General features: G+C 61.7%; 23 protein-coding genes. 6 read left to right on the top strand and 17 right to left on the bottom strand.

The window, feature by feature from the left end:
- Positions 1–83: 83 nt before the first annotated feature.
- Genes OO25_RS16180 through OO25_RS16165 form a run of 4 tightly spaced genes read right to left on the bottom strand, consistent with a single transcriptional unit; the run spans position 84 to position 3,102 of the window.
- Positions 84–1,064: an OmpA family protein gene (locus OO25_RS16180; RefSeq protein ID WP_040181168.1), complete on the bottom strand. Its 981-nt coding sequence runs from the start codon at positions 1,062–1,064 to the stop codon at positions 84–86.
- On the bottom strand, positions 1,061–1,636 hold the full coding sequence (locus tag OO25_RS16175; RefSeq protein ID WP_040181167.1) for a peroxidase-related enzyme: 576 nt from the start codon (positions 1,634–1,636) through the stop codon (positions 1,061–1,063). The genes OO25_RS16180 and OO25_RS16175 overlap by 4 nt, the downstream gene beginning before the upstream one ends.
- A gap of 3 nt (positions 1,637–1,639) precedes the next feature.
- Positions 1,640–2,383, bottom strand: a complete 744-nt coding sequence (locus OO25_RS16170) for an N-acetyltransferase (RefSeq protein WP_040181166.1) — start codon at positions 2,381–2,383, stop codon at positions 1,640–1,642.
- Positions 2,380–3,102 carry a molybdopterin-binding protein gene (locus OO25_RS16165; protein WP_040181165.1) on the bottom strand — a complete coding sequence of 241 codons (723 nt, stop codon included), beginning with the start codon at positions 3,100–3,102 and terminating at the stop codon, positions 2,380–2,382. Before OO25_RS16165 ends, OO25_RS16170 begins: the two co-directional genes overlap by 4 nt.
- 50 nt (positions 3,103–3,152) lie before the next feature.
- On the opposite strand from OO25_RS16165, the gene sfsA reads away from it, so the two are divergent.
- Positions 3,153–3,851 (top strand): DNA/RNA nuclease SfsA, encoded by a 699-nt coding sequence (gene sfsA, locus OO25_RS16160; RefSeq protein WP_040181164.1) that lies wholly within the window; start codon positions 3,153–3,155, stop codon positions 3,849–3,851.
- A 4-nt stretch (positions 3,852–3,855) separates the two neighbouring features.
- Here sfsA and OO25_RS16155 read toward each other — a convergent pair whose 3' ends face one another.
- Positions 3,856–4,770 (bottom strand): mechanosensitive ion channel family protein, encoded by a 915-nt coding sequence (locus OO25_RS16155; RefSeq protein WP_052465689.1) that lies wholly within the window; start codon positions 4,768–4,770, stop codon positions 3,856–3,858.
- Between the two features lie 157 nt (positions 4,771–4,927).
- Here OO25_RS16155 and map point away from each other — a divergent pair, with 157 nt between their 5' ends.
- The gene (gene map, locus OO25_RS16150; RefSeq protein ID WP_040174854.1) at positions 4,928–5,737 is read left to right on the top strand and encodes a type I methionyl aminopeptidase; all 810 of its coding nucleotides are present in this window, start codon (positions 4,928–4,930) and stop codon (positions 5,735–5,737) included.
- An 84-nt stretch (positions 5,738–5,821) separates the two neighbouring features.
- On the opposite strand, the gene OO25_RS16145 is transcribed toward map, so the two are convergent.
- From OO25_RS16145 to OO25_RS16130, 4 genes are all read right to left on the bottom strand, one after another.
- On the bottom strand, positions 5,822–6,148 hold the full coding sequence (locus OO25_RS16145; protein ID WP_040181163.1) for a hypothetical protein: 327 nt from the start codon (positions 6,146–6,148) through the stop codon (positions 5,822–5,824).
- A gap of 186 nt (positions 6,149–6,334) precedes the next feature.
- Positions 6,335–7,003: an HAD family phosphatase gene (locus tag OO25_RS16140; protein WP_040181162.1), complete on the bottom strand. Its 669-nt coding sequence runs from the start codon at positions 7,001–7,003 to the stop codon at positions 6,335–6,337.
- Positions 7,004–7,027: 24 nt separating this feature from the next.
- On the bottom strand, positions 7,028–7,582 hold the full coding sequence (gene rsmD, locus OO25_RS16135; protein WP_040181161.1) for a 16S rRNA (guanine(966)-N(2))-methyltransferase RsmD: 555 nt from the start codon (positions 7,580–7,582) through the stop codon (positions 7,028–7,030).
- A complete protein-coding gene (locus OO25_RS16130) occupies positions 7,579–8,790 on the bottom strand; it encodes an NAD(P)/FAD-dependent oxidoreductase (RefSeq protein ID WP_040181160.1) in 1,212 nt (403 codons plus the stop codon). The genes rsmD and OO25_RS16130 overlap by 4 nt, the downstream gene beginning before the upstream one ends.
- 123 nt (positions 8,791–8,913) lie before the next feature.
- Here OO25_RS16130 and OO25_RS16125 point away from each other — a divergent pair, with 123 nt between their 5' ends.
- Complete coding sequence (locus OO25_RS16125; protein ID WP_040174426.1) at positions 8,914–9,402, top strand: peroxiredoxin; 489 nt, start codon at positions 8,914–8,916, stop codon at positions 9,400–9,402.
- A 76-nt stretch (positions 9,403–9,478) separates the two neighbouring features.
- Here the strand turns inward: OO25_RS16125 and OO25_RS16120 are convergent, their stop codons facing one another.
- The 6 genes from OO25_RS16120 to OO25_RS16095 all read right to left on the bottom strand — a co-directional run bounded on the left by OO25_RS16120 (position 9,479) and on the right by OO25_RS16095 (position 15,396).
- Positions 9,479–9,769, bottom strand: a complete 291-nt coding sequence (locus tag OO25_RS16120) for a 4a-hydroxytetrahydrobiopterin dehydratase (RefSeq protein WP_040174427.1) — start codon at positions 9,767–9,769, stop codon at positions 9,479–9,481.
- On the bottom strand, positions 9,766–10,953 hold the full coding sequence (locus OO25_RS16115) for a GNAT family N-acetyltransferase (protein WP_040174430.1): 1,188 nt from the start codon (positions 10,951–10,953) through the stop codon (positions 9,766–9,768). Before OO25_RS16115 ends, OO25_RS16120 begins: the two co-directional genes overlap by 4 nt.
- 46 nt (positions 10,954–10,999) lie before the next feature.
- Positions 11,000–11,773 (bottom strand): glycerophosphodiester phosphodiesterase family protein, encoded by a 774-nt coding sequence (locus OO25_RS16110; protein WP_040181159.1) that lies wholly within the window; start codon positions 11,771–11,773, stop codon positions 11,000–11,002.
- Complete coding sequence (locus tag OO25_RS16105) at positions 11,770–12,228, bottom strand: RidA family protein (protein ID WP_040181157.1); 459 nt, start codon at positions 12,226–12,228, stop codon at positions 11,770–11,772. The genes OO25_RS16110 and OO25_RS16105 overlap by 4 nt, the downstream gene beginning before the upstream one ends.
- Before the next feature lie 124 nt (positions 12,229–12,352).
- Positions 12,353–13,669: an HlyD family type I secretion periplasmic adaptor subunit gene (locus OO25_RS16100; RefSeq protein ID WP_040181155.1), complete on the bottom strand. Its 1,317-nt coding sequence runs from the start codon at positions 13,667–13,669 to the stop codon at positions 12,353–12,355.
- Positions 13,666–15,396, bottom strand: coding sequence for a type I secretion system permease/ATPase (locus tag OO25_RS16095; protein ID WP_040174440.1), 1,731 nt, complete (start codon positions 15,394–15,396; stop codon positions 13,666–13,668). The genes OO25_RS16100 and OO25_RS16095 overlap by 4 nt, the downstream gene beginning before the upstream one ends.
- A 185-nt stretch (positions 15,397–15,581) precedes the next feature.
- On the opposite strand from OO25_RS16095, the gene OO25_RS16090 reads away from it, so the two are divergent.
- Together OO25_RS16090 and OO25_RS16085 are read left to right on the top strand one after the other, a co-directional pair.
- Positions 15,582–16,361 (top strand): VacJ family lipoprotein, encoded by a 780-nt coding sequence (locus OO25_RS16090; RefSeq protein WP_040181154.1) that lies wholly within the window; start codon positions 15,582–15,584, stop codon positions 16,359–16,361.
- A complete protein-coding gene (locus OO25_RS16085; protein ID WP_040174444.1) occupies positions 16,351–16,959 on the top strand; it encodes a phospholipid-binding protein MlaC in 609 nt (202 codons plus the stop codon). The genes OO25_RS16090 and OO25_RS16085 overlap by 11 nt, the downstream gene beginning before the upstream one ends.
- Positions 16,960–17,017: 58 nt before the next feature.
- Here the strand turns inward: OO25_RS16085 and OO25_RS16080 are convergent, their stop codons facing one another.
- Together OO25_RS16080 and OO25_RS16075 are read right to left on the bottom strand one after the other, a co-directional pair.
- Positions 17,018–17,458, bottom strand: a complete 441-nt coding sequence (locus OO25_RS16080; RefSeq protein WP_242407057.1) for a GNAT family N-acetyltransferase — start codon at positions 17,456–17,458, stop codon at positions 17,018–17,020.
- A gap of 63 nt (positions 17,459–17,521) precedes the next feature.
- Positions 17,522–19,780: a transglycosylase domain-containing protein gene (locus OO25_RS16075; RefSeq protein WP_040181237.1), complete on the bottom strand. Its 2,259-nt coding sequence runs from the start codon at positions 19,778–19,780 to the stop codon at positions 17,522–17,524.
- A gap of 271 nt (positions 19,781–20,051) precedes the next feature.
- Here OO25_RS16075 and OO25_RS16070 point away from each other — a divergent pair, with 271 nt between their 5' ends.
- Positions 20,052–20,390: a P-II family nitrogen regulator gene (locus OO25_RS16070; RefSeq protein WP_040181150.1), complete on the top strand. Its 339-nt coding sequence runs from the start codon at positions 20,052–20,054 to the stop codon at positions 20,388–20,390.
- The last annotated feature ends 25 nt before the right edge of the window (positions 20,391–20,415 follow it).

Genomic DNA, 20,415 nt, shown 5'->3' with positions numbered 1-20,415 from the left:
CGCCTCTTTGGGATTGGACAGGACCCGGCCGTTGTGCCGGGTTTTCTGTATCTGTCCGACAGGCTGAGCGGGACCGCACCAAATCAGCGTCTGATCAGCACCACCTCAACCCGGCGATTGGCCTCGCGCCCCTCTGGGGTGAGGTTGGTGGTCAGCGGCGCCATGAACCCGGCCCCGGCTACGGCAATCCGCGCGGGGTTCAGGGCGCTATCGGCCAGCAGGCGGCGACGAACCGCATCGGCGCGGCGTTCAGAAATCGCAATATTCTGCGCCAGCGACCCCACCGTATCGGTATGACCCACCAAGAGCACATCGAAATCCGGGTTCTGACTCAGGAACTCAGTGAGCGCCGTAAGGCTGTCATAAGGTTTGGCCCCCAGTGTCACGGCGCCAGTTTCGAACTCCAGGTCCGCCAGCACGGCCCGCCCATTGCGGCGCAACCCGGTGATCAGCTCTGCCGCGCCAATGAGTGGCAGCGCAGCAGTCGGGGCTGCGTCGGAGCCGCCGTCTGCCGGGCTGGTGCCATCGGTGATGACCGGCGCGCTGTCCCCTTCAGGCGTGACCTCGATCACCTGCACAAAGGTGGCGTTGCCGGAGCGCGAGACCAAGAGCGTAACGATGCGCCCATCGGGATGTTCCGCCGAGACAAAGCTGTAGTTGCTGACATCGACGGTCATGTCCGGGGCGGGGATCACCTCAATATCGAAGCGGAAATCAAAGCCGCCGCAGCTGCGCGCAGGGCATTGATAAAGCAGCTCATACCCGGCCGCGACCAACTGTGCGCGGAGCGGTGCCAGTATCTGCAACACTGTGGAATCGCCGGACACACGCCAACTGCGGCGCAGGATCTGCCCCTCGACCTGGCGTTCGGGCACACCGTCGTCGCTGGCGGGGCCCAGCGGCACTGCATAGCTGCCAAGGGCGGTGGCGCGCTCGGCCAGCTGGCGCGCGCCGGCGGGCAGATTGATCCCCTGTGCGGCAACGCCCAACGGCAGGCCTGCGCAAAACAGGCCCGTCAGAACAGGCGCCAGCCAGCGGCTGGTCAGAACGGCGCGACGGATCACCGGTGCTGCGCGTGATAGGCGTCGTTGGGCACCATGCCGGTGGCGCTGGCAACCCGGTTGGACATGTTGAAAAAGCCGGTCACATTGGCGATGTCCCAGATGTCGCGGTCGCTAAACCCATGGTCGCGCAAGATTTGACGGTCGGTCTCCTCAATCTCGGCGCTGGCTTTGGTCACCTTTACGGCAAAATCCAGCATCGCACGCTGGCGCGGCTCCAGCGGGGCGACGCGGTAGTTCATCACCAGCATCTCGCCGAGCTTTGGATCGTCTGACAGCTGGCGCACTGCCGCCCCATGGGCCGTTAGGCAATAGAAACAGCTGTTGATGGCGGAGACCACCACCGCGATCATCTCGCGTTCCAGCTTTGACAACCCGCTGTCCGCCAGCATCAGGTCGTTATACATCCCGGTAAAGGCGTTGAGCTTGTCGATGTCGAACGCATTGGCACGCAGCACGTTGGGCACCATGCCCAGCTTCTCCTGGCAGATGTCGAAGTATTTCTGCGTCTCGGGCGGAAGCGGGTCCACCATCGGCAGGTCAAGCGCGGTGGGTGCGTTGGTATCGCGTGTCATGGGTTACACTCCCTCTGGGTTGTGGCGATAGTGGTAACGCCCGGCGCGCTGCATGCCAAGTGAGGCATATAGACCGTTTGCGCCAGCATTGGCCTCGGTGCAGAGAACCGCCAATTCGCGTGCGCCCTGATCGGCGGCCCACTGCGCAGCGCGGTGCATCAGCCAAACACCCATACCCTTGCGGCGTTGATGAGACAGGATTTCCAGCGCGTGGATCATGGCGATGCTGTCGTGGATCGCCACAAAGCCGCTGCCCCCCGGAGAATCGTCACACCGGCCCAGCAGCGAAGTCTTCGGCCCTGCAACCCGTTGCATCACTGCAAAGCGCTTGGGGCCGATGCCCCCCTCGGCCCAGATTTCATGCTGGATCGCCAGCGGCTCCCAGACGCAGAAGGCTGTCACGGGCGGGATCTCCACCGTGCAGAGCTGCTGAACCGGGCACGTCCAAAGCACCACTGGATCCTTGATCACATAGCCCCGCGCGGCGAGCTGCGCATCAAGGGCGTCCTGACCATCGCGGATCATGAACAGAGGATCCTGTCCCATATCGCCCATGGCCTGTTCGGCGGCGGTGATCTCCGCCTCGCTGGCGTGACCTGTGGTGACAGTGGCCGCTGACACGCGGCTGCCGCCGCCAGCGCCCCGGCGCAGGGTTACCGGGCCAAGCTGCCGCAATTCAGCGGCGGGCCATGTGTGGTCGGTGACGTCGTAATACTTGGGGTCGGTCAGAGAGTGAGCAGTCGTCAAAGATCAAGATCCCGCGCCAGCGCTGTGATCGCCGCATCCACCCGCGCGCCATCGGAACCCCGAACCACCACATTGGCGCCAAAGGCACCGTTTTGTTGGAATGGGTAACAGCCGATGGAGAGGTCATCATAGGCCTCGGCAATGGCGGTCAGGATGGGGGCGATATCGCCCTCGCCCCGCTGCACACGCAGGGTCTGCGACAACAGCGGCGCGCCGCCGGTGAGCGTGGGCAGCACCGAGGCGACCATGGCCTGAAACACGCTGGGCACACCGGCCATCACATGCACATTGCGCAGGGTGAAACCGGGGGCTGTGGAGACCGGGTTTTCGATCAGCGTCGCGCCATCGGGGATCCGTGCCATCCGCAGGCGGGCGGCGTTCAGCTCCTGCCCGGACTTGTCGTAATGGGCCTGCAGCAGCGCACGGGCATCGTCGCGCACGTCCAGATGGGCACCAAAGGCCTTACTGATGCAATCAGCGGTGATGTCATCATGGGTGGGGCCAATGCCGCCGCTGGTGAAGACATGGTCATAGCTATCAGACAGCGCCGTCACAGCCGCGATGATCGCGGGCTCGTTGTCGCTGATCACCCGCACCTCCTGCAGGTCGATGCCATGTTTTGTCAGCTCACCGGCGAGGTAATACATATTGGCATCGCGGGTGCGCCCGGACAGAATCTCGTCTCCGATCACCAGCATTGCGGCGGTTGGGTTTGCCATCTGCGCTCCTCCTCTTGATCCAATGATAGCGCAGGTATAGGCCCAGTCACATGCGCTTTCAAACCCCTCTCCTGTCCGCCGTGCTGATCCGACGCTACAAAAGGTTTCTGGCGGACTGCCAGTTGCCGGATGGGCGCGAAGTAACCGCCCATTGTGCCAATCCCGGATCGATGTTGGGACTGGCCGAGCCTGGCAACCCGGTTTGGCTGGAGCCCAATGACGACCCCAAGAAGAAGCTGAAATACGGCTGGCGGCTGGTTGAGGTTGCGGGCGGGGCTCTGGTCGGCGTGGATACATCTGTGCCAAACCGCGCGCTGAAATCGGCGCTGGAGGCAGGCGAGATCCCGGCCCTAGCGCAATACGGAACGGTCCGGGCCGAGGTGAAATACGCCGAGAAGAGCCGCATTGATTTCCTGCTGAGCCAGCCCGGCCTGCCTGATTGCTATGTTGAAGTGAAAAGCGTGACCCTATCCCGGCAGCCCGGTCTGGCGGAGTTTCCCGACAGTGTGACCGCGCGCGGCGCCAAACATCTGGGAAATCTGGCGGATATGTGCCGCGCCGGACACCGGGCGGTGCTGCTCTATCTGGTGCAGCGCGAGGATTGTGATCGTTTTGAGATTGCCCGCGACATCGACCCGACCTATGCCGCCGCCTGGGAGGCGGCGGCGGCGTCAGGTGTGGAACGTCTGGTGATCGGCACCCGCATCAGCCCGCAAGGCGTTGAGATCGCAGGTATGATCGAGGGCTGATCCCTCAGGCGGCGCTTCGCTCCTTGGCATTGGCGTCAGATGTGTCCGCGACGTCCTGCGAGGCATCGGGGGCCGCCTGAACCAGCGTGCGGGTCGGGAATGGAATATCGATCCCGGCGTCATCAAGCGCCTCTTTCACCTTGCGTTTCATGTCGGCCTGATACTGGAAATACTCTGCCGCATCGACCCAGACGCGGACCAGAAAATCAACCGAACTGCTGTTCAGATTATTGACCTGGATGAACGGCTCCGGCTCTGCATGAGAGCGGCTGTCGGACATGATGGTGTCGCGGATCACCTGCTCGGCGGTGGCAAGATTGGCACCGTAACCCACACCAAAACTCCACTCGGCCCGGCGGGTGTCGAATTCGGAATAGTTGGTGATCGTGTTGCCCCAAACCTCTGAGTTGGGGATGATCACCTTCAGGTTAGAGAGGCTGGCGATCACGGTGTTGTTCAGGGTGATTTCCTTCACCGTGCCCATTTCGTCATTCACCTCAATGAAATCGCCCAGTTTGAACGGGCGGAACAGGATCAGCATGATGCCGGCCGCCACATTGGACAGCGCGCCCTGCATTGCCAGACCAATAGCGAGGCCAGCAGCACCGATAGCGGCAATGATAGAAGTGGTCTCAACCCCGAAGGTGTTGAGCACAAACAACAGCGCAAAGGCGAGGATCACATAGCGTGCCAGATTGCCGAGGAAGTGGAACAGGGTCACATCGAGGCTGGCGTGGCTGTCACCGATCTGCACGATGCGGCGTTTGACCCAGCTGGCAACGATAAACCCGGCCAGCAGGATCACGATGGCGGCAAGCACGCTGCCCATGGCCTGGGCCAGAAACTCCAGCGTGACCAGATCAGCCAGCGATTTGCCGTTGTAGATTTCGGTCTGCATCAGGGCATTCAGACTGTCCATATGTGCGCCTCCCTCCGTGGTGCGGTTGCAATTCGTCAAAAAGGAGAACGCATGCCACCGGTAAAAAGTTCCCGGCACGGGGGTGTGCCGGCTCTGGTCCTTTGGGCGCGAACCGCTTACATAGCTATGTCAAAGACACCCGATGGAGCCTCATCTGATGAGATCGAAAGACGGCCGCACCACAAAAGACGGCATTCGCATTTATGAGCCCGGCGATTTTGCCGGAATGCACGCGGCCGGGGCGCTGGCGGCCCGGATCCTTGACGATATTGCCGCCCATGTCGTGCCCGGCCAGACCACCGGTGAGCTGGACCGGCTGATCACCCAGATGGTGGAGGACGCAGGCGCGACCTCAGCGACCATAGGTTACAAAGGCTATCAGCACGCCAGCTGCATCAGCGTCAATCACGTGGTCTGCCATGGGATCCCCGGTGAGAAAAAGCTGAAGGATGGCGACATCCTGAATATCGACGTCACCGTGATTGTCGATGGCTGGTTTGGCGATACCAGCCGGATGTATGTGGCCGGCAAGCTGTCGCGCAAAACCGAACGGCTGATCCAGGTGACACATGACTCCCTGATGAAGGGGATCGAGGCGGTGAAACCCGGCAACACATTTGGTGATATCGGCCACGCCATCCAGTCCTACGTCGAAGCGCAGCGCATGAGCGTGGTGCGGGATTTCTGCGGCCACGGTCTGGGTCAGGTGTTCCATGCCCCGCCCAACGTGCTGCACTATGGCCGCGCGGGCTCCGGTCCGGTGCTGGAGGAAGGCATGTTCTTTACCATCGAGCCAATGGTGAACCTTGGCCGTCCGGAAACCAAGATTCTGGCCGATGAATGGACCGCCGTGACCCGCGACAAATCGCTGTCTGCGCAGTTTGAACATTCGGTCGGGGTGACGGCAGATGGTGCTGAGATCTTCACGCTGTCGCCTGCGGGCAAGTTTCACCCGACCTACGGCTGAGACCGTATCACTCCACTAAAAAAGGGGCGGGCCATCTGGCGCGCCCCTTTGTCGTTCAGCGATACAGATTGCCCCGTACCGGTGTCAGAGCTTGCAGCGTTTGCGCTCTGCCAAGGCAACCAGAACCTCGTGACGCTCATTCGCGGCTTCAAGCGCCTGCTTGGCGTTAGAATGGTTGCCGATCACCGCGGGCCAGAACAACAGCGCGGCTGCGATATTCTCGCCGGACATGCTCTTGCCCTTCTTGGCTTCTTTGCGGATCTCTTCCAGCTGGTTCAGCTGCACCGCGATTTCGGTGCAGGTCAGCTTGGCATCACCCACCTGCGTTTTGGTGACAACATCGGGCGATACGCAGGCCGACAGGGCCAAGGCGCTGGCGAGAGCCAGGCCGATGCGGAGATTGAATTTCATATTGTGTCCTACTTCAATTCTGAGCATCTGAATTGAGATGCTGAACGGGCCGATTGATCGTCCGTTTCCCAGGCCGAATATGGCGAACATGGGTGCGTGTAAGACCTGCGGTCGGACTGCGGGGAGTTCCGCCAGGCAAAACGCATAGATTGCTGTGAAAATGTCGCACTCTACCTGAGAGTACCGTTAGGGACGCAGGCCGATCAGACGTGGGACGTCTGTTATGGTGGTAATATGCTCGGCGTTATGCGGTGTCAGGCGGTGGCCCGTGCCGTGGGGATCAAAGCCGAGGCAGCGCATGCCGGCGCGGGCGGCGGCGATGGCGCCGTTTTCGCTGTCCTCGATCACCAGGCAGTCGCGGGCCTGCACATCGAAATGGCAGGCGGCAGCGAGGAACAGATCGGGGTCCGGTTTGCCGGTCTTGAGCGTATGAGCGGAGAACATGGCGTGGGGATGAAACAGATCCCAGAGGCCGTTCTGGCCAAGGGTGATGCGCATCTTTTCCTCGCTGCCGTTGGAGGCCACGCAAAAGGCGATGCCTCGCGCCTGCAATAGCGCCAGTAGATCGAACACCCCCGGCACCAGATCGACCCCCTGCCGCAGACGGGTGTAGGTTTCCTCGTAGATCTCTGCGATCCAATCTTGGGGCAGGTCAGCGCCACGGGCGATGGCCTTGGTACGCACATCTGCTATGGTGCCACCGACAAAGAGATCCATACATTCCGCAAGTGACAGCTGAAGTCCGTGGCGCGCGAGGTTGTCGACCAGCACCTGATTGCTGAGCGTTTCGCTGTCGACCAAAACGCCGTCACAGTCGAAAATCACCAGTTTCGGCGTTGGATATGTGATCGGCATGCAATGCGTCCTTTGTTTTGGTGTTCAGCTCTCGCGCCACAGGAGGGTGATGTGCGTGTCGCCGTATTTGCGGCTGTCGTGCAGGGTAAATCCTGCGGGGGCTTGCATGGGGCTGCTTTCTTCCCAGATCACCAGCGCATCCTCAGTCAGCCAGCCGCCCTTGATCGCTGCTGTCAGCGCCTTCTGCCCCAAAGATTTACCATAAGGTGGATCGAGGAAGATCACATCACAAGGCGCGCCATCATTGACCGGCAGGCGGGTTGCATCGCGGCGGATGAGCCGTGCGCGGTCCTTAATCCGCAGCAGGTCGATGTTCTTGGTGATCAGCCCCTGCGAGACCCGGCCATCATCGACAAACACCGCATCCGCCGCGCCGCGCGACAGCGCCTCAAGCCCCAAGGCACCGGTGCCCGCGAACAGATCCAGCACCCGCAGCCCATCGAAATCGACCAGATGGCTCAACACGTTGAACAGGCTTTCGCGCACCCGGTCGGTGGTGGGGCGCAGATGGGCGCCTGCATCCCCCTTGCCCACGCTGGTGAGCGCGCGGCCTCGGAAATCTCCGGCGATGATCCTCATGCGCGCAGCAGCGGTTTCAGATCCGCCTCAGGGTCAGCCACCACGGTTTTGTCGGCGGTGCGTCCCGCCTCAATCAGGCGTTTGGCGACCATATAAGCGCGGGGATCATTCATCGCATCCACCGCCACCAGCTGATCGCCGGTGTAATACCAGAAGGACATGGTGCCATCCTGTCCCGCGCGGGTGACGACATTGTCGTAGCCGGTGTTGAGGCCCGCGATTTGCAGTTTGACGTCATATTGATCGGACCAGAACCAGGGCTTCGCCACATAGGTCTCCCCCGCGCCGAGCATATTGCGGGCAGCGACCTCTGCCTGATCAATGGCGTTGGGCACGCTTTCGAGCCGGATATGGCTGCCGCGATAGGGGAAGGAGGCGCAATCCCCGGCGGCCCAGATCGCGGGATCAGAAGTGCGCCCCTGCTCGTCCACCTTGATGCCGTTCTCCAGCGTCAGGCCCGCCGCCTCTGCCAGATCACATGCGGGGGTGATGCCAACGCCGACGATGACGAAATCCACCTCAACCGTTGAGCCATCGCTGAGCACGGCGCGGCTGACGGCCCCACCCTCGCCCTCCAGCCGCTCCAGTCCGATGCCTTCGCGAATCTCGACACCATGGCCTGTGTGCAGGCTGCGGAAATAGTCCGAGGTTTCCGGCGCAGCGACCCGTTGCAGGATACGGTCGGCCATTTCCACCAGCGTGACGGAGACCCCGCGTTTGGCACAGACGGCGGCGGCCTCTAGCCCGATGTACCCACCGCCCACGATCAGCGTGCGCGCGCCGCCTTTGACCACGGGCGCCATGGCGTCCACATCTGCCAGATCGCGCAGCACGTAAACGCCGTTCAGATCACCACCAATAGCGGCAGGCAGACGGCGCGGACTGGACCCGGTGGTGAGCGCCAGCTGGTCGTAGTGCAGCACCTCATCCGCGAGGGTGACGGTCTTCTCCGCTGGGTCAATGGCCTGCACCTGTCGGCCCAGCTTCAGGGCAATATTGCTATCGACGTAGAAACTCTCAGGGCGCAGATAGAGCCGCTCCAGCTCCATCTCGCCCAGCAGATAGGCCTTGGAGAGAGGGGGACGCTGATAGGGCACGACCGGTTCGCTGCCGATCAGGGTGATTTCCCCGTCAAAGCCCTGCTTGCGCAGCTGAGCCACCAGCGAGGCGCCGGCCTGCCCTGCCCCGATCACGACGAAATGGGTCATGGTTCCCCTCTCTTTCTGCTGTCCCGGTCTGCGGCTGCTGGTTGTCACACGCCTCTGGCATGCCAGCTGCCCGACCCTATATGTGTGGGGATATAAAACACAATCACGGGAGAGGAACAGATCATGATTTCCGTTGGAGAAACCCTGCCTGAGGCGACACTGACCCGCATGGGGGCAGAGGGCCCTGAACAGGTGAGCATGGCGGAGCTCACCAAGGGGCGCACGGTTGCCATTTTTGCGGTGCCGGGCGCGTTTACCCCGACCTGCCATTCGGCCCATGTGCCCAGTTTCATCCGCAATAAGGACGCGTTGGCCGCCAAAGGCGTAGATGAAATCATCTGCATTGCGGGCAATGATCCCTTTGTGATGCAGGCCTGGTCGGAGGCCACGGGTGCCGGTGCTGCCGGTATCACCATGCTGTCGGACGCCGAATGCGGGTTTACCGATGCGATCGGGATGCGGCTGGATGCACCTGCGGCGGGTCTGATCGGGCGGTCGCTGCGCTATGCGATGTTGGCGCGCGATGGCAAGGTTGAAGTCATGAACGCCGAAGACAATCCCGGCCAATGTGAACTGTCTGCGGGTGAGGCATTGCTGGACTCCATCGGCTGAGCCGCAAGTATCAAACAAACAAAGGCGCGGATCCAAGCCGCGCCTTTGTCTATTCATATCTGTCGGGTGGTGGCCGCTAAAGGCTCTCCATCTTGCGGGCGAGTTTTGCATCCAGCGCGCTGATGCCGCCGACATCATGGGTGGTCAGGGTCACGGTAACGGAGTTGTAGACGTTGCTCCATTCCGGGTGGTGATCCCATTTTTCGGCCCAGATTGCGGCGCGGGTCATCCAGCCGAAGGCATCGACAAAACTGTCGAATTTATAGGTCTTGGTGATGGCATCGCGGCCGTCGACCACCTGCCAACCGGCGCTGAACAACGGATCCAGCAGCGGGCCGCGCGTGGCGTCTGAGAGTTTCTCGGTCATTGTTGCTCCTCCACATGGGGTTTGCGGAACGGACCGTAGTCCGTCAGGATCTCGATTTCTTCTTCGATGGCGCCGCGTTCGGCCTCCAGATAGCGGGCAATGGCATCGGCAAATCCCGGATCGCCCACCCAATGCAGACTATGCGTTTGCGTCGGCAGATAGCCACGCGCCAGCTTGTGTTCCCCCTGCGCGCCCGCCTCGACCCGGTCCAGCCCGCGGGCAATCGCCTGATCGATGGCCTGATAATAACACAGTTCGAAATGCAGGCAGGGGTGGTGTTCTTGGCACCCCCAGTAGCGGCCGTAAAGCGTGTCACGGCCTAGGAAATTCAACGCACCCGCGACCGGCATCCCGCCACGTTCGGCGAGAATCAGCACCATGTCGTCCGCCATGGTGTCATGCGCGATGTCGAAAAAGGCGCGGCTGAGATAGGGCGAGCCCCATTTGCGCGCGCCTGTGTCCTGATAGAAGGTCCAGAAGGCATCCCAATGTTCGGGGCGCAGATCGCTGCCGTGATAGGCGCGGATCTCCCCGCCAAAGCCCTGCGCCTGCGCGCGTTCCTTGCGGATGGTCTTGCGTTTGCGCGACGAGAGTGCGCCAAGGAAATCGTCAAAACTGCGGTAGCCGTCGTTCAGCCAGTGAAACTGTTGCGTGACACGGGCCATCAGCCCCATTTCGGCACCCATCTGCGCCTCATCCTCGGTGCAGAAGGTCACATGCAGGGAGGAGACGCGGTTGTCTGCCGCCAGCTGTACAGCCCCCTGCACGAGTGCGGACTGGCCCAGGCCTTCGAATTCCGGCTTTGCCAGAAAACGCCGCCCTGTGGCCGGGGTAAAAGGCGCTGCGATCTGCAGCTTGGGGTAATAGCGCCCGCCTGCCTGTTCATAGGCATGTGCCCAGTTGTGGTCGAAGATATATTCGCCCTGACTGTGGGATTTGGCATACATCGGCGCGCAGGCGATCAGCTCGCCGTCGCGGCGCGCGGTCAGATACTGCGGCTGCCAGCCGGTGCCGCGCCCGACGGAACCGCTGTCCTCCAGCGCGCTCAAAAACCGGTGCGTGGTGAAGGGATCTCGTGGGGCACCGCCGTCAGCGGCCTCAGGACAGGCGCAGGCGTCCCATTCCTCGGCCGATAGCTGCGACAGCGCGCCGAGCACTTCGATTTCAATCTGCGCCTGTTCCATTCAGTTCCTCCGCGACAGACAGTATCTGGGTCCGCCGCGGATGGGATCAAGCCGGGATATCAGAAAGATAGCGTTCAAAGGTGACATTATGCGCGATTTTGCGCGCCTCCTTTTCCATCGCGGCGGAGGTCACGGTCCAGCACAGCACCGGCACCCCCCGGGCGCGCAGTTCCGCGACGTGCGGGCTGGCGAGATCGGCCACCTCATGGCTGATGAAACAGGAGCCCGAGCGGTCAAAATCCGGAATTGCGCGCAGATGGTCGCAGACCTCCGCCGTCAGCTCGGGCCAATGCTCAACCCTGTAGCTACTGGTGGTAATGCCACGCGGCCGACCCGGCGCCAAGCGCGCCAGTTCGACCACGGTATGCGGATTGAAAGACATCAGCGCGACCTCGCCCTTATAGTCTTTCAGCTGTTCCGCAGTATCGGCCTCAAGCGCGCCGATATTTGGCCCCATATTGCCGTCCTGATCCTTCAGCTCAATCAAGAGGGGCACCCGCCCATCAACCAGGTCGAGGACCTCAGCCAGATCCGGGATGCATTCGCCATCACCGCCCTTGAGAGGGATGGCGCGCAGCTGGTCGCGGGTGTGATCCGCAACAAGCCCAGCCCCCTCAGCCAGCCGTTCCAGATTGTAGTCATGGAACACCATGGCGCGCCCATCGGAGGACAGTTGCAGGTCCATTTCAATGCCATAGCCCGCTTCAATCGCCGCAAGAATGGCGGCGCGGCTGTTCTCCGGGCGACCATCGCGCACGTCGTGCAGCGCGCGATGGGTGATGGGCTGGCGCAGGAATGCGGCAGGCAGATCTGAGGTCATGAGATCTGGAAGACGCCGTCGATTTCCACTGCCACACCCAGCGGCAGCGAGGGCGCGCTGACGGCGGCACGGGCATGGCGACCAGCATCGCCCAGCACCTCAACCATCAGGTCAGACGCCCCGTTCACCACCTGCGGCTGGTCAGTGAAGCTGTCGGTAGAATTGACAAACGCACCCAGTTTCACAACGCGCTTCAGACGGTTCAGATCACCGCCACAGGCAGCTTTCAGCTGCGCCAGCAGCGCGATGGCGCATTGGCGGGCGGCTTTCTGACCAGCGGCTACATCCATATCCGCACCCAGTTTGCCGGTGATCAGACCCTCAGGCCCGGCAGAGATCTGGCCGGAGATATAGACCATATCGTCGACCACCACATAGGGCACATAGTTGGCTGCGGGGGCCGGTGCGCTTGGCAGCTGAATGCCCAGATCTTTGAGTTTGGCTTCGATATCCATGGATGTGGTCCTTTGCGTCGGGTTTTGCGGAACGCTAACCGGGAAGCGGCAGGGCGGAAAGCAAAAAACCGCCCCTGAAGGGACGGTTTTGCGACGCGGGGCACACTGGTCGGCGCCGTGCTGTTCAGCTTTCCCGGAAGGCGCGCACGAAGTAATCCGCAAGCGGTTTCACCAGATAGCCAAGCGGGGTTCGGTCAGCGGTGCGGATATAGCCCTCAACTGGCATGCCGGGAATGAGCACGGTGCCTTCGGGCAGGGTCTCCAGCTGACCGGGGTTCAGTTCGATTTCGGTCCGGTAGTAGGAGAGCTTGCTGGACTGATCCTCAAACGCATCGGCGGAAACCTGTTTCACCGAGCCGAACAGTTCCGGCGTCGAACGTTGATCCAGCGCCGGGAAGCGCAGGGTCACCGCCTGACCGACAAAGATCTGATCAACATCCGTGGGCGCCACCTGCGCGGCAATTACCAGCGGTCGATCCTGTGGCACCAGATACAGCACCGGATCCGCCGCCCGGATCACCGAGCGGGGCGTATGCACCTGCAGGCCATAGACGATGCCGGAGACCGGCGCGGTGATATCGAGCCGCGCCAGGCGGTCCTTCAACGCGCGGCGGGTCTCGGCCAGTTCCAACTCCTGATAGCGCAAATCACGCAGGCGGGTGATCGCCTCTTCGCGCTGCTGGGTGCCGAGTTTCAGGATCTCGATATCAATCTCGGTGATGCGCCCCTCGGCCTGCGCTTCGGTGGCGATCAGCTCGCCCAGCGAGCCCTGTAAATCGGCCTCGGTCCGACGCAGGTTCAGGACGGTGCCGGCCTGCGCCAATCCACGGTCCAGCAGGGACTGCTGGTTGGCCAGCTCCTCCTCGATCAGGTTAAGCTGGGTGCGGCGCGAGGCCTGTTGGGCACGGACGCCGGTGATCTGATCCTGGATCTGGGTACGCCGCTTCTCCAACTGGTCAATTTCCCGCGCGACGGAGTCTTTGCGGGCCTGAAACAGGCGGACCTGCCCCTGCATCAGATCCGCCACCTCTGGTCGGGTTTCCGCCAGGTCGTGCAGTTCAGCGTCGAACTCTACCGTCTCAGCGCTGTCGCGTTCCGCATCAAGGCGGGCACGGCGGGCCATCAGCTCAAACAGCTGTCCTTCGGTGATGACCAGTTGAGAGCGCAGCTCCTTCGCATCCAGACGCAGAAGAACCTCCCCCTCGGCGACGGTGTCGCCCTCCTCCACCAGAATTTCCTGCACGATGCCGCCGTCCAGATGCTGGACAACCTGCCGGTTGCGGTCAACCTCGATCCGGCCTGAGGCGACAACCGCGCCGGCAATCGACGTGGCAACCGACCATGTTCCAAAACCGCCAAGCAGGATCAGCACCCCAACCAGCCCGATGATCAGCGGGCGGCGGGCGGACCAGGAATTGGTCTCAGGTTTGCTCTGGTTCATCGCACACCTCCTGGCGCTGCCTGTTGAATGCTCTGGTGGTTGGACACCATCTCGCGCAGCACCTTATCCTTGGGCCCGAAGGCGGTCTGAACCCCCTGATCAATCACCAACAGCAGGTCACATTCCTGAATCGCGGCGGGGCGATGGGCCATGATCAGCACCGAATGGCCATCGGCCTTCAGCTGCTTGATCGCGCGGTTCAGCGCTACCGATCCGTCATTGTCGAGGTTTGAGTTCGGCTCATCCAGAATAACAATCACTGGATCATCATAAAGGGCGCGGGCCAGTGCGACCCGCTGCATCTGCCCACCGGACAGCCGCCCGCCCCCGGCAGTGATATGGGTGTCATAGCCGTCAGGCAGATGCACGATCATGTCATGGGCGGCGGCTTTCTTCGCCGCGGCGACCACTTTGGCGGAATCCGGGTTGGAGGACAGGCGGGCAATGTTCTGCGCGATGGTGCCTTCGAACAGCTGCACCCGCTGCGGCAGATAGCCAATGTTCTGGCCCAGCACCTCCGGCGCGTATTGATCGAGCGAAGCCCCATCCAGCCGGACAGTGCCCGCCGCCGGGCGCCAGGCCCCGGTCAGCGCCCGTGCGAGGGTGGATTTGCCCGAGCCGGACGGACCAATCACGCCAATTGCCTGTCCCGGCTGCACCCGGAAGCTGACATTGCGCAGCTGCGGGCGGTTGTCACCGGGGGGCACCACGGCCAGCGCCTGCACCTCCAGATTGGCGGTGGGCTTGGGCAATTCGGTCCGCTCGGCCTCTTCCGGCACCTTGTCGAGCAACTCGGCAAGATTGCGCCATCCTTTGAGAGCGCGCTGCACCATGGCCCACTGACCAAGCGCCAGTTCGATTGGTGCCAACGCCCGGCCCATCAGAATGGAGCCTGCGATCATCGCCCCGGCGGTGACCTGGTTCTGCAGCACCAGATAAGCGCCCAGACCCAGCATCGCCGATTGCAGGAACAGGCGTAGGGTCTTGGTCAGTGTGGTGAAGCCTCCCCCGACGTCACTGGCGGTGACACTGTCGACCAATGCGGCGTCACGGCCTGCCTTCCAGCGTTGAAAGGCCGCGTGGCGCATGCCCATCGACTGAATCATCTCCGCCTCGGTGCGGATTTCCTCTGACATCAGATTGGCACGGTGGCCGGACATGCCCGCCTGCATCTGCGGGCGGCGTGACAGGAACTGGTTCAGCACTGCAATGGCAATGAGAACCGCGCCGCCACCAAGGGCAAGAAGCCCCAGCCAGGGATGAAACAGGGCAATGCCAAAGAGAAAGATAGGCGTCCACGGCAGGTCGAATGCAGCCCCAAGCACCGGCGAGGCGATCAGTCGCTGTACAGATTCCAGATCGCTGAGGCCGGTCTGGGCCACCGGATCCTGCGCCACCGCAGAACGGCGGATCATCGCATCAAACACGCGTTGGTCCAGCCCAGCCTGAAACCGCGCCCCGACACGCGCCAGAATGCGGCCCCGCGCGTAATCCAGAACCCCCATAGTGCCATAGAGAAACACCACCAGAAGCGACAGCGCGATGAGGGTCGCTACCGATCGGCTGCCGAGTACCCGGTCATAGACCTGCATCATATAGAGAGGGCCAGTCAGCATCAGCATGTTCACAAAGAAACTGAAAATGCCGACCGACCAATAGAGGCCGCGACTGCGGCGACGATGCGCGCGCAGCTCCTCCAATCCGGATTTATGAGAGGTTTTCGTCATGAGAGGCCTGCAATTCCCTATCGATATGCCCTATGTATCAGCCACGCGCGCAGAAATCTGGACCTTCACATGTTCCAAATCTGCCACAACAGTGTAAACAAGCTCAGTCTCCGACTAGGCAGAGACGAGAAACATAATAAGTGGGTCCGGTATGCCCACAGCAGACAGATTGGACACCGAAGCGCATGACCTTCCCGCTGCGACCTTTTGTATTGATGGCCCTGGTAACTGTTACGTCGGCACTGGCAGGCTGTGCAACCCAAGATAGCGTCTCCCGCAACTCGGGTGAGGTGTTTGATCCCTATGAGAACACCAACCGGTCGATCCACAATTTCAACCGCGGTGTTGACCGCTTTGCCTTTCGCCCTGCTGCCAAGGGCTACGTGGCGGTTGTCCCTCCGGATATGGTGAAGAGTTTCAACAACTTCGCCGAGAACCTGTCGATGCCGGGTCAGGCGGTAAACGCGCTGCTGCAAGGCAACCTGAAGGAATCCGGCATTGCCCTGTCGCGGTTTGTGGTCAACACGATCTTTGGCATTGGTGGTCTTGGCGATCCGGCGTCGGATTTCAATATGCCGCGGGTGGATACGAATTTCGGCGAAACCCTGCATGTCTGGGGTGTTGGCGAAGGGGCGTATGTGGAATTGCCGTTTTTTGGCCCGTCGACCGCGCGCGATGGCACCGGCATTCTGGTCGATTTCTTCACCAACCCGATCAGCTATGCTCGGCATAATCCAGCCGACAACATCGGCGTTTACGCCGAGGTGGTGCGCCGTCTGGGGGATCGTGGCACATATTCCGACACCATCGACTCGATTTTGTATGAGAGTGCAGACAGCTACGCGCAGGCGCGGCTGATCTACCTGCAAAACCGCCGTTTTGAGTTGGGCGGCGATCAAAGCGAATACGAAGGGATCTATGGCGATCCCTATTCAGATCCGTATGAGGACATCTATGCCGAGTAATTTTCTGACCCGTCGCAGTTTTCTGGCCGCTGGCATTGCCTTTGTCGGGCTTGCCGCCCTGCCAGGCAAGCTACTTGCCCTGACCGAAGCTGGTGCGCGCACCCTTGTTGGCAGCGTTGTAGGCGATATCAACAAGGTCATTGCCTCCGGAAAATCCGAAAGCGCGATGATCCGCGACTTTGAAAAGATCTTTGTCCGCTATGCAGATGTGAACATTATGGCCCGCTATGCGCTGGGAGTGGATGCCCGCCGGGCCAGCGCAGCACAGATGCGCGCCTTTTCGGGCGCATTCCAGAGCTATATCGCCCGTAAATACGGCAGACGGTTCCGCGAATTCATCGGTGGCTCAGTCGAGGTGCAATCCGCACGCAAGATCAAGGCTGGCTATGAGATCAAATCACTGGCCAAGCTGAAAGGTCAGGCGCCGTTCGAGGTGACCTTCCTCGTGTCGGATAAATCCGGGCGCGACAAGTTTTACAACATGTTCATCGAAGGCGTGAACCTGCTGCTGACCGAGCGGACCGAGATCGGCGCCATCCTTGACCGCAACAAGGGCGACATCAACAAGCTGATCGCTGAGCTGAAGCGGTTGAGCTGAGCGGCTGACACCTCAAGCACCAATGAGAGCAAAAAGAAGGGGCCAAGCGGCCCCTTTGTCATGTCAGGGTTAAAGACAGAGGTGGCACCGTACAGCGTTTGCGCACAGCGCCCTTCTCTGTTCGGTAGGTTTGAAACCCCATTGCCTCATAATACGCCTGCGCTCCTAGATTGTCGGCACCGATGGTTGCTTCGATCCAGCTTAGCCCCGCCGTTTGAGCAGCGCGCAGGTTATGGGCAAAAAGCGCCTGACCGATGCCCTGCCGCCCCAGATTGAGCCGCACATAGGTTCCAATGATCCCCCATCCTGGCTCAACCTCATAGGTGTTGCCGGGAACCGCCAGCCTGAGAGACTGAAACCCGACGATCCCGTCAGGACCTTCGCAAACCGCGCACTCGATCCGTTCAGGATGGCCGATATAGGCGGCCAGCACATGCGCGGGGTCTCCGGGGCGGGTGCTGTTCCAATCGATCAACACCTCCATTAGCACCATGCTCATCCCGGTTTCGTCACCGGGACAGGCCGATCTGATGGATAGGTGATCCGCTAGGGGCATGTCTGATCAGTTCCCGAAGATATCGCGCAGCAGGCCATCCACCGCACGACCCAGCTCCTGCCCGACATTGGGACGCTGGCGGCGTCGGGGCTGCGGTTGCGGCGGCGGGGCGATGGGTTTGGGCGCAATCATCGGCAGCGGTTTGGGCGTCAGCCCGTCATGCACCCGCACCATGACCTCGCGCCAGATATCAGCGGGCAAGCCCCCACCCGTCACACCGGAGAGCGGCGTGTTGTCGTCATAGCCCATCCAGACACCGGCCACGTAGTCAGCGGTGAAACCAACGAACCAGGCATCGCGTGCGGCCTGCGTGGTGCCGGTTTTGCCGGCGGCCTGCCAGCCGGGGATCTGGGCGCGACGACCGCTGCCCTGTGAGACCACCTGCTCCATCATCCAGATCAACTCCCGCGCGGCCTTGGTCTGGATCACCCGCTCCCCAAGACCGCCACTGGCCCCCATCATGGGTGTGTTGTCACCGATCAATGTCAGCTCCGTCACCCCGTAAGGGGTCACCGATGAGCCACCGTTGAGAATGCCTGCATAGGCACCGGTCATATCGATCAGCGTGCTTTCCGATGCGCCGAGCGCCAGTGCAGGACCAGCGGCCAGCTCACTGTCCAGTCCGAAGTCGCCCGCGACGCGGCGCACCAGATCGCGGCCCACGGCCTCGGAAACCTTGACGGCCGGGATATTCAGCGAGTCGCGCAGAGCCCGCGCCAACGTCACCTCGCCATAGAATTTCCGGGTGTAGTTCTTGGGGCACCATTGGCCAGAACCCGGCACATCCAGGCAATATTGCGCGTCCAGAACCCGGTCGAGCGGTGAATACCCCAGCTCCAGCGCCGTGGCATAGACGAAGGGTTTGAAGGCCGAGCCGGTCTGGCGCTTGGCCTGTGTGGCGCGGTTGAACACGCCCGACACACGAGACTTGCGCCCGCCCACCATGGCACGGACTGCACCATCCGCGCTCATCACCACGATGGCGGCCTGTGCCTTCGATCCCTTGCGGACCTTGGTATCAAACACATGGTTCAGCGCGTCCTCGGCGGCGCGTTGCAGGCGCTGGTCGATGGTGGTGCGGATCACCACATCTTCTGTTGTCTCACTGCCAAAGAAGTCCGGAATGGTATCCATGACCCAATCGGCAAAATACCCCCCCGCACGGGCGGCGGCAGCCTCGCTCAGCACAGCGGGGCTGTTCTGGGCTGAACGCATCTCAGCCGTTGTCAGATAGCCCTGCTCCTGCATCAGCCGCAGCACGGTGGCGGCACGATCCTGCGAACGTTGCAAGTTGTTGGTCGGTGCCAGCGTTGATGGCGCAGTCAACAGGCCCGCCAGCATCGCCGCCTCCGCTGCATCCACCTGATTGGCAGATTTGCCAAAATAGCGCTGCGCCGCAGCCTCCGCACCATAGGCGCCGCCCCCGAGATAGGCGCGGTTCATATAGATCGAGAGGATCTCATCCTTGGTGTATTTGGCCTCCATCGCCATCGCGAAGATGGCTTCCTTGGCCTTGCGCCAAAGCGAGCCTTGGCGACAGTCGCGCTCATACGCCCGCTCGCTCTCCCATTCTGTGGGATCATAAACGACACCAAGGCAAAGCAGTTTGGCGGTTTGCTGGGTGATGGTGGAGCCGCCATGACCGGACAGCGGACCGCGTCCCTCTCGCAAGTTGATGCGCACAGCACTGGCGACACCGCGGGGCGACACGCCAAAGTGGCGGTAGAACCGTTTGTCCTCAGTCGCGACGATGGCGTTCTTGAGAAAGGGCGACACCGTGTCACTGGTGACGACACCGCCGAACTGATCGCCGCGCCAGGCAAAGACCTCACCGTTGCGATCGGTCAGGGTGACGGAGCCGCGTGCGCGCCCGTCGAGCAGGGCTGAGGCGTCCGGCAGTTTCATGTAGTGATACCCCACAGCCAACGCCACAAGCGCTGTCGAGATCATGCCGACACGCCAGGTAAAGCCCCAGGCAAGCCGGAATGCCCAACGGAATGGGGCCAGGATCAGCGCGAGGAGCCGCCCCAGCAGCGTCTTGGGCTTCTGCGGTTTGCGTGGCCCCCGGCCACCGCCCCCGCCAGCTCTACCACCGGTTTTGCGCCCGCCACCGAACAGGCCAAACCAGCCGGATTTGCGCCGTGTCGTGGTGGATTTTGGCCGTGGTTTGGCCTTGCGCGCAGAGGGTTTGCCCTGCGTGCCGCGCCCCGCTGTCGCGTAGCGCTTGTCTGCGACCAGAGGTCGGCGCCGCGTTCCTTGTGCCATCTTCCAGATCCTGCCCGGTTTGCCCGTTTTGCGAACAATACCGCGTCCCATCCGGTTTGTTGAGGGGCAGTTTGACAGCAATTCCCCTCCGCAAGCCGGGTGTTTTTTAAGCGCACCAGCAAAAGACCGCCTATTTTTTCACCGTCCCGCTGCGACATCCCCCTAAAACCGCCCTCAAAACGTTCCACCGACTCGGTTCTGCGGATTTGCTGCACCTGCAAACAGTTCAGGCGCTCTCATCACGCGCCGTCATCATGACAGGGGTTCGGGGATGAAAATGATCATAGCAACCATCAAGCCGTTCAAGCTGGAAGAGGTCCGCGAAGCGCTGACATCCATCGGCGTGTCCGGGCTGATGGTCACGGAAATCAAGGGGTTCGGCGCCCAATCAGGCCACACAGAAATCTATCGCGGTGCGGAATACGAGGTGAATTTCGTGCCGAAAATGCGGCTCGATCTGGTGGTGCCCTCCGGACACGCTGACCAAGTGGTCGACACCATCACCCAGACCGCCCGCACCGGCAAAATCGGTGACGGCAAGATCTTTGTTCTCGACGTTGAGCAGGCAATCCGCGTGCGCACCGGCGAAACCAATCACGACGCGCTGTGAAAACGCGCAAAGGAAGGAAATCAGT

Source organism: Phaeobacter sp. S60, from assembly GCF_000826845.1.
Classification (GTDB): Bacteria; Pseudomonadota; Alphaproteobacteria; order Rhodobacterales; family Rhodobacteraceae; genus Phaeobacter; species Phaeobacter piscinae.
The sequence above is the reverse complement of the archived record's forward strand: the minus strand, read 5'-3'. Positions and strand labels throughout refer to the sequence as shown.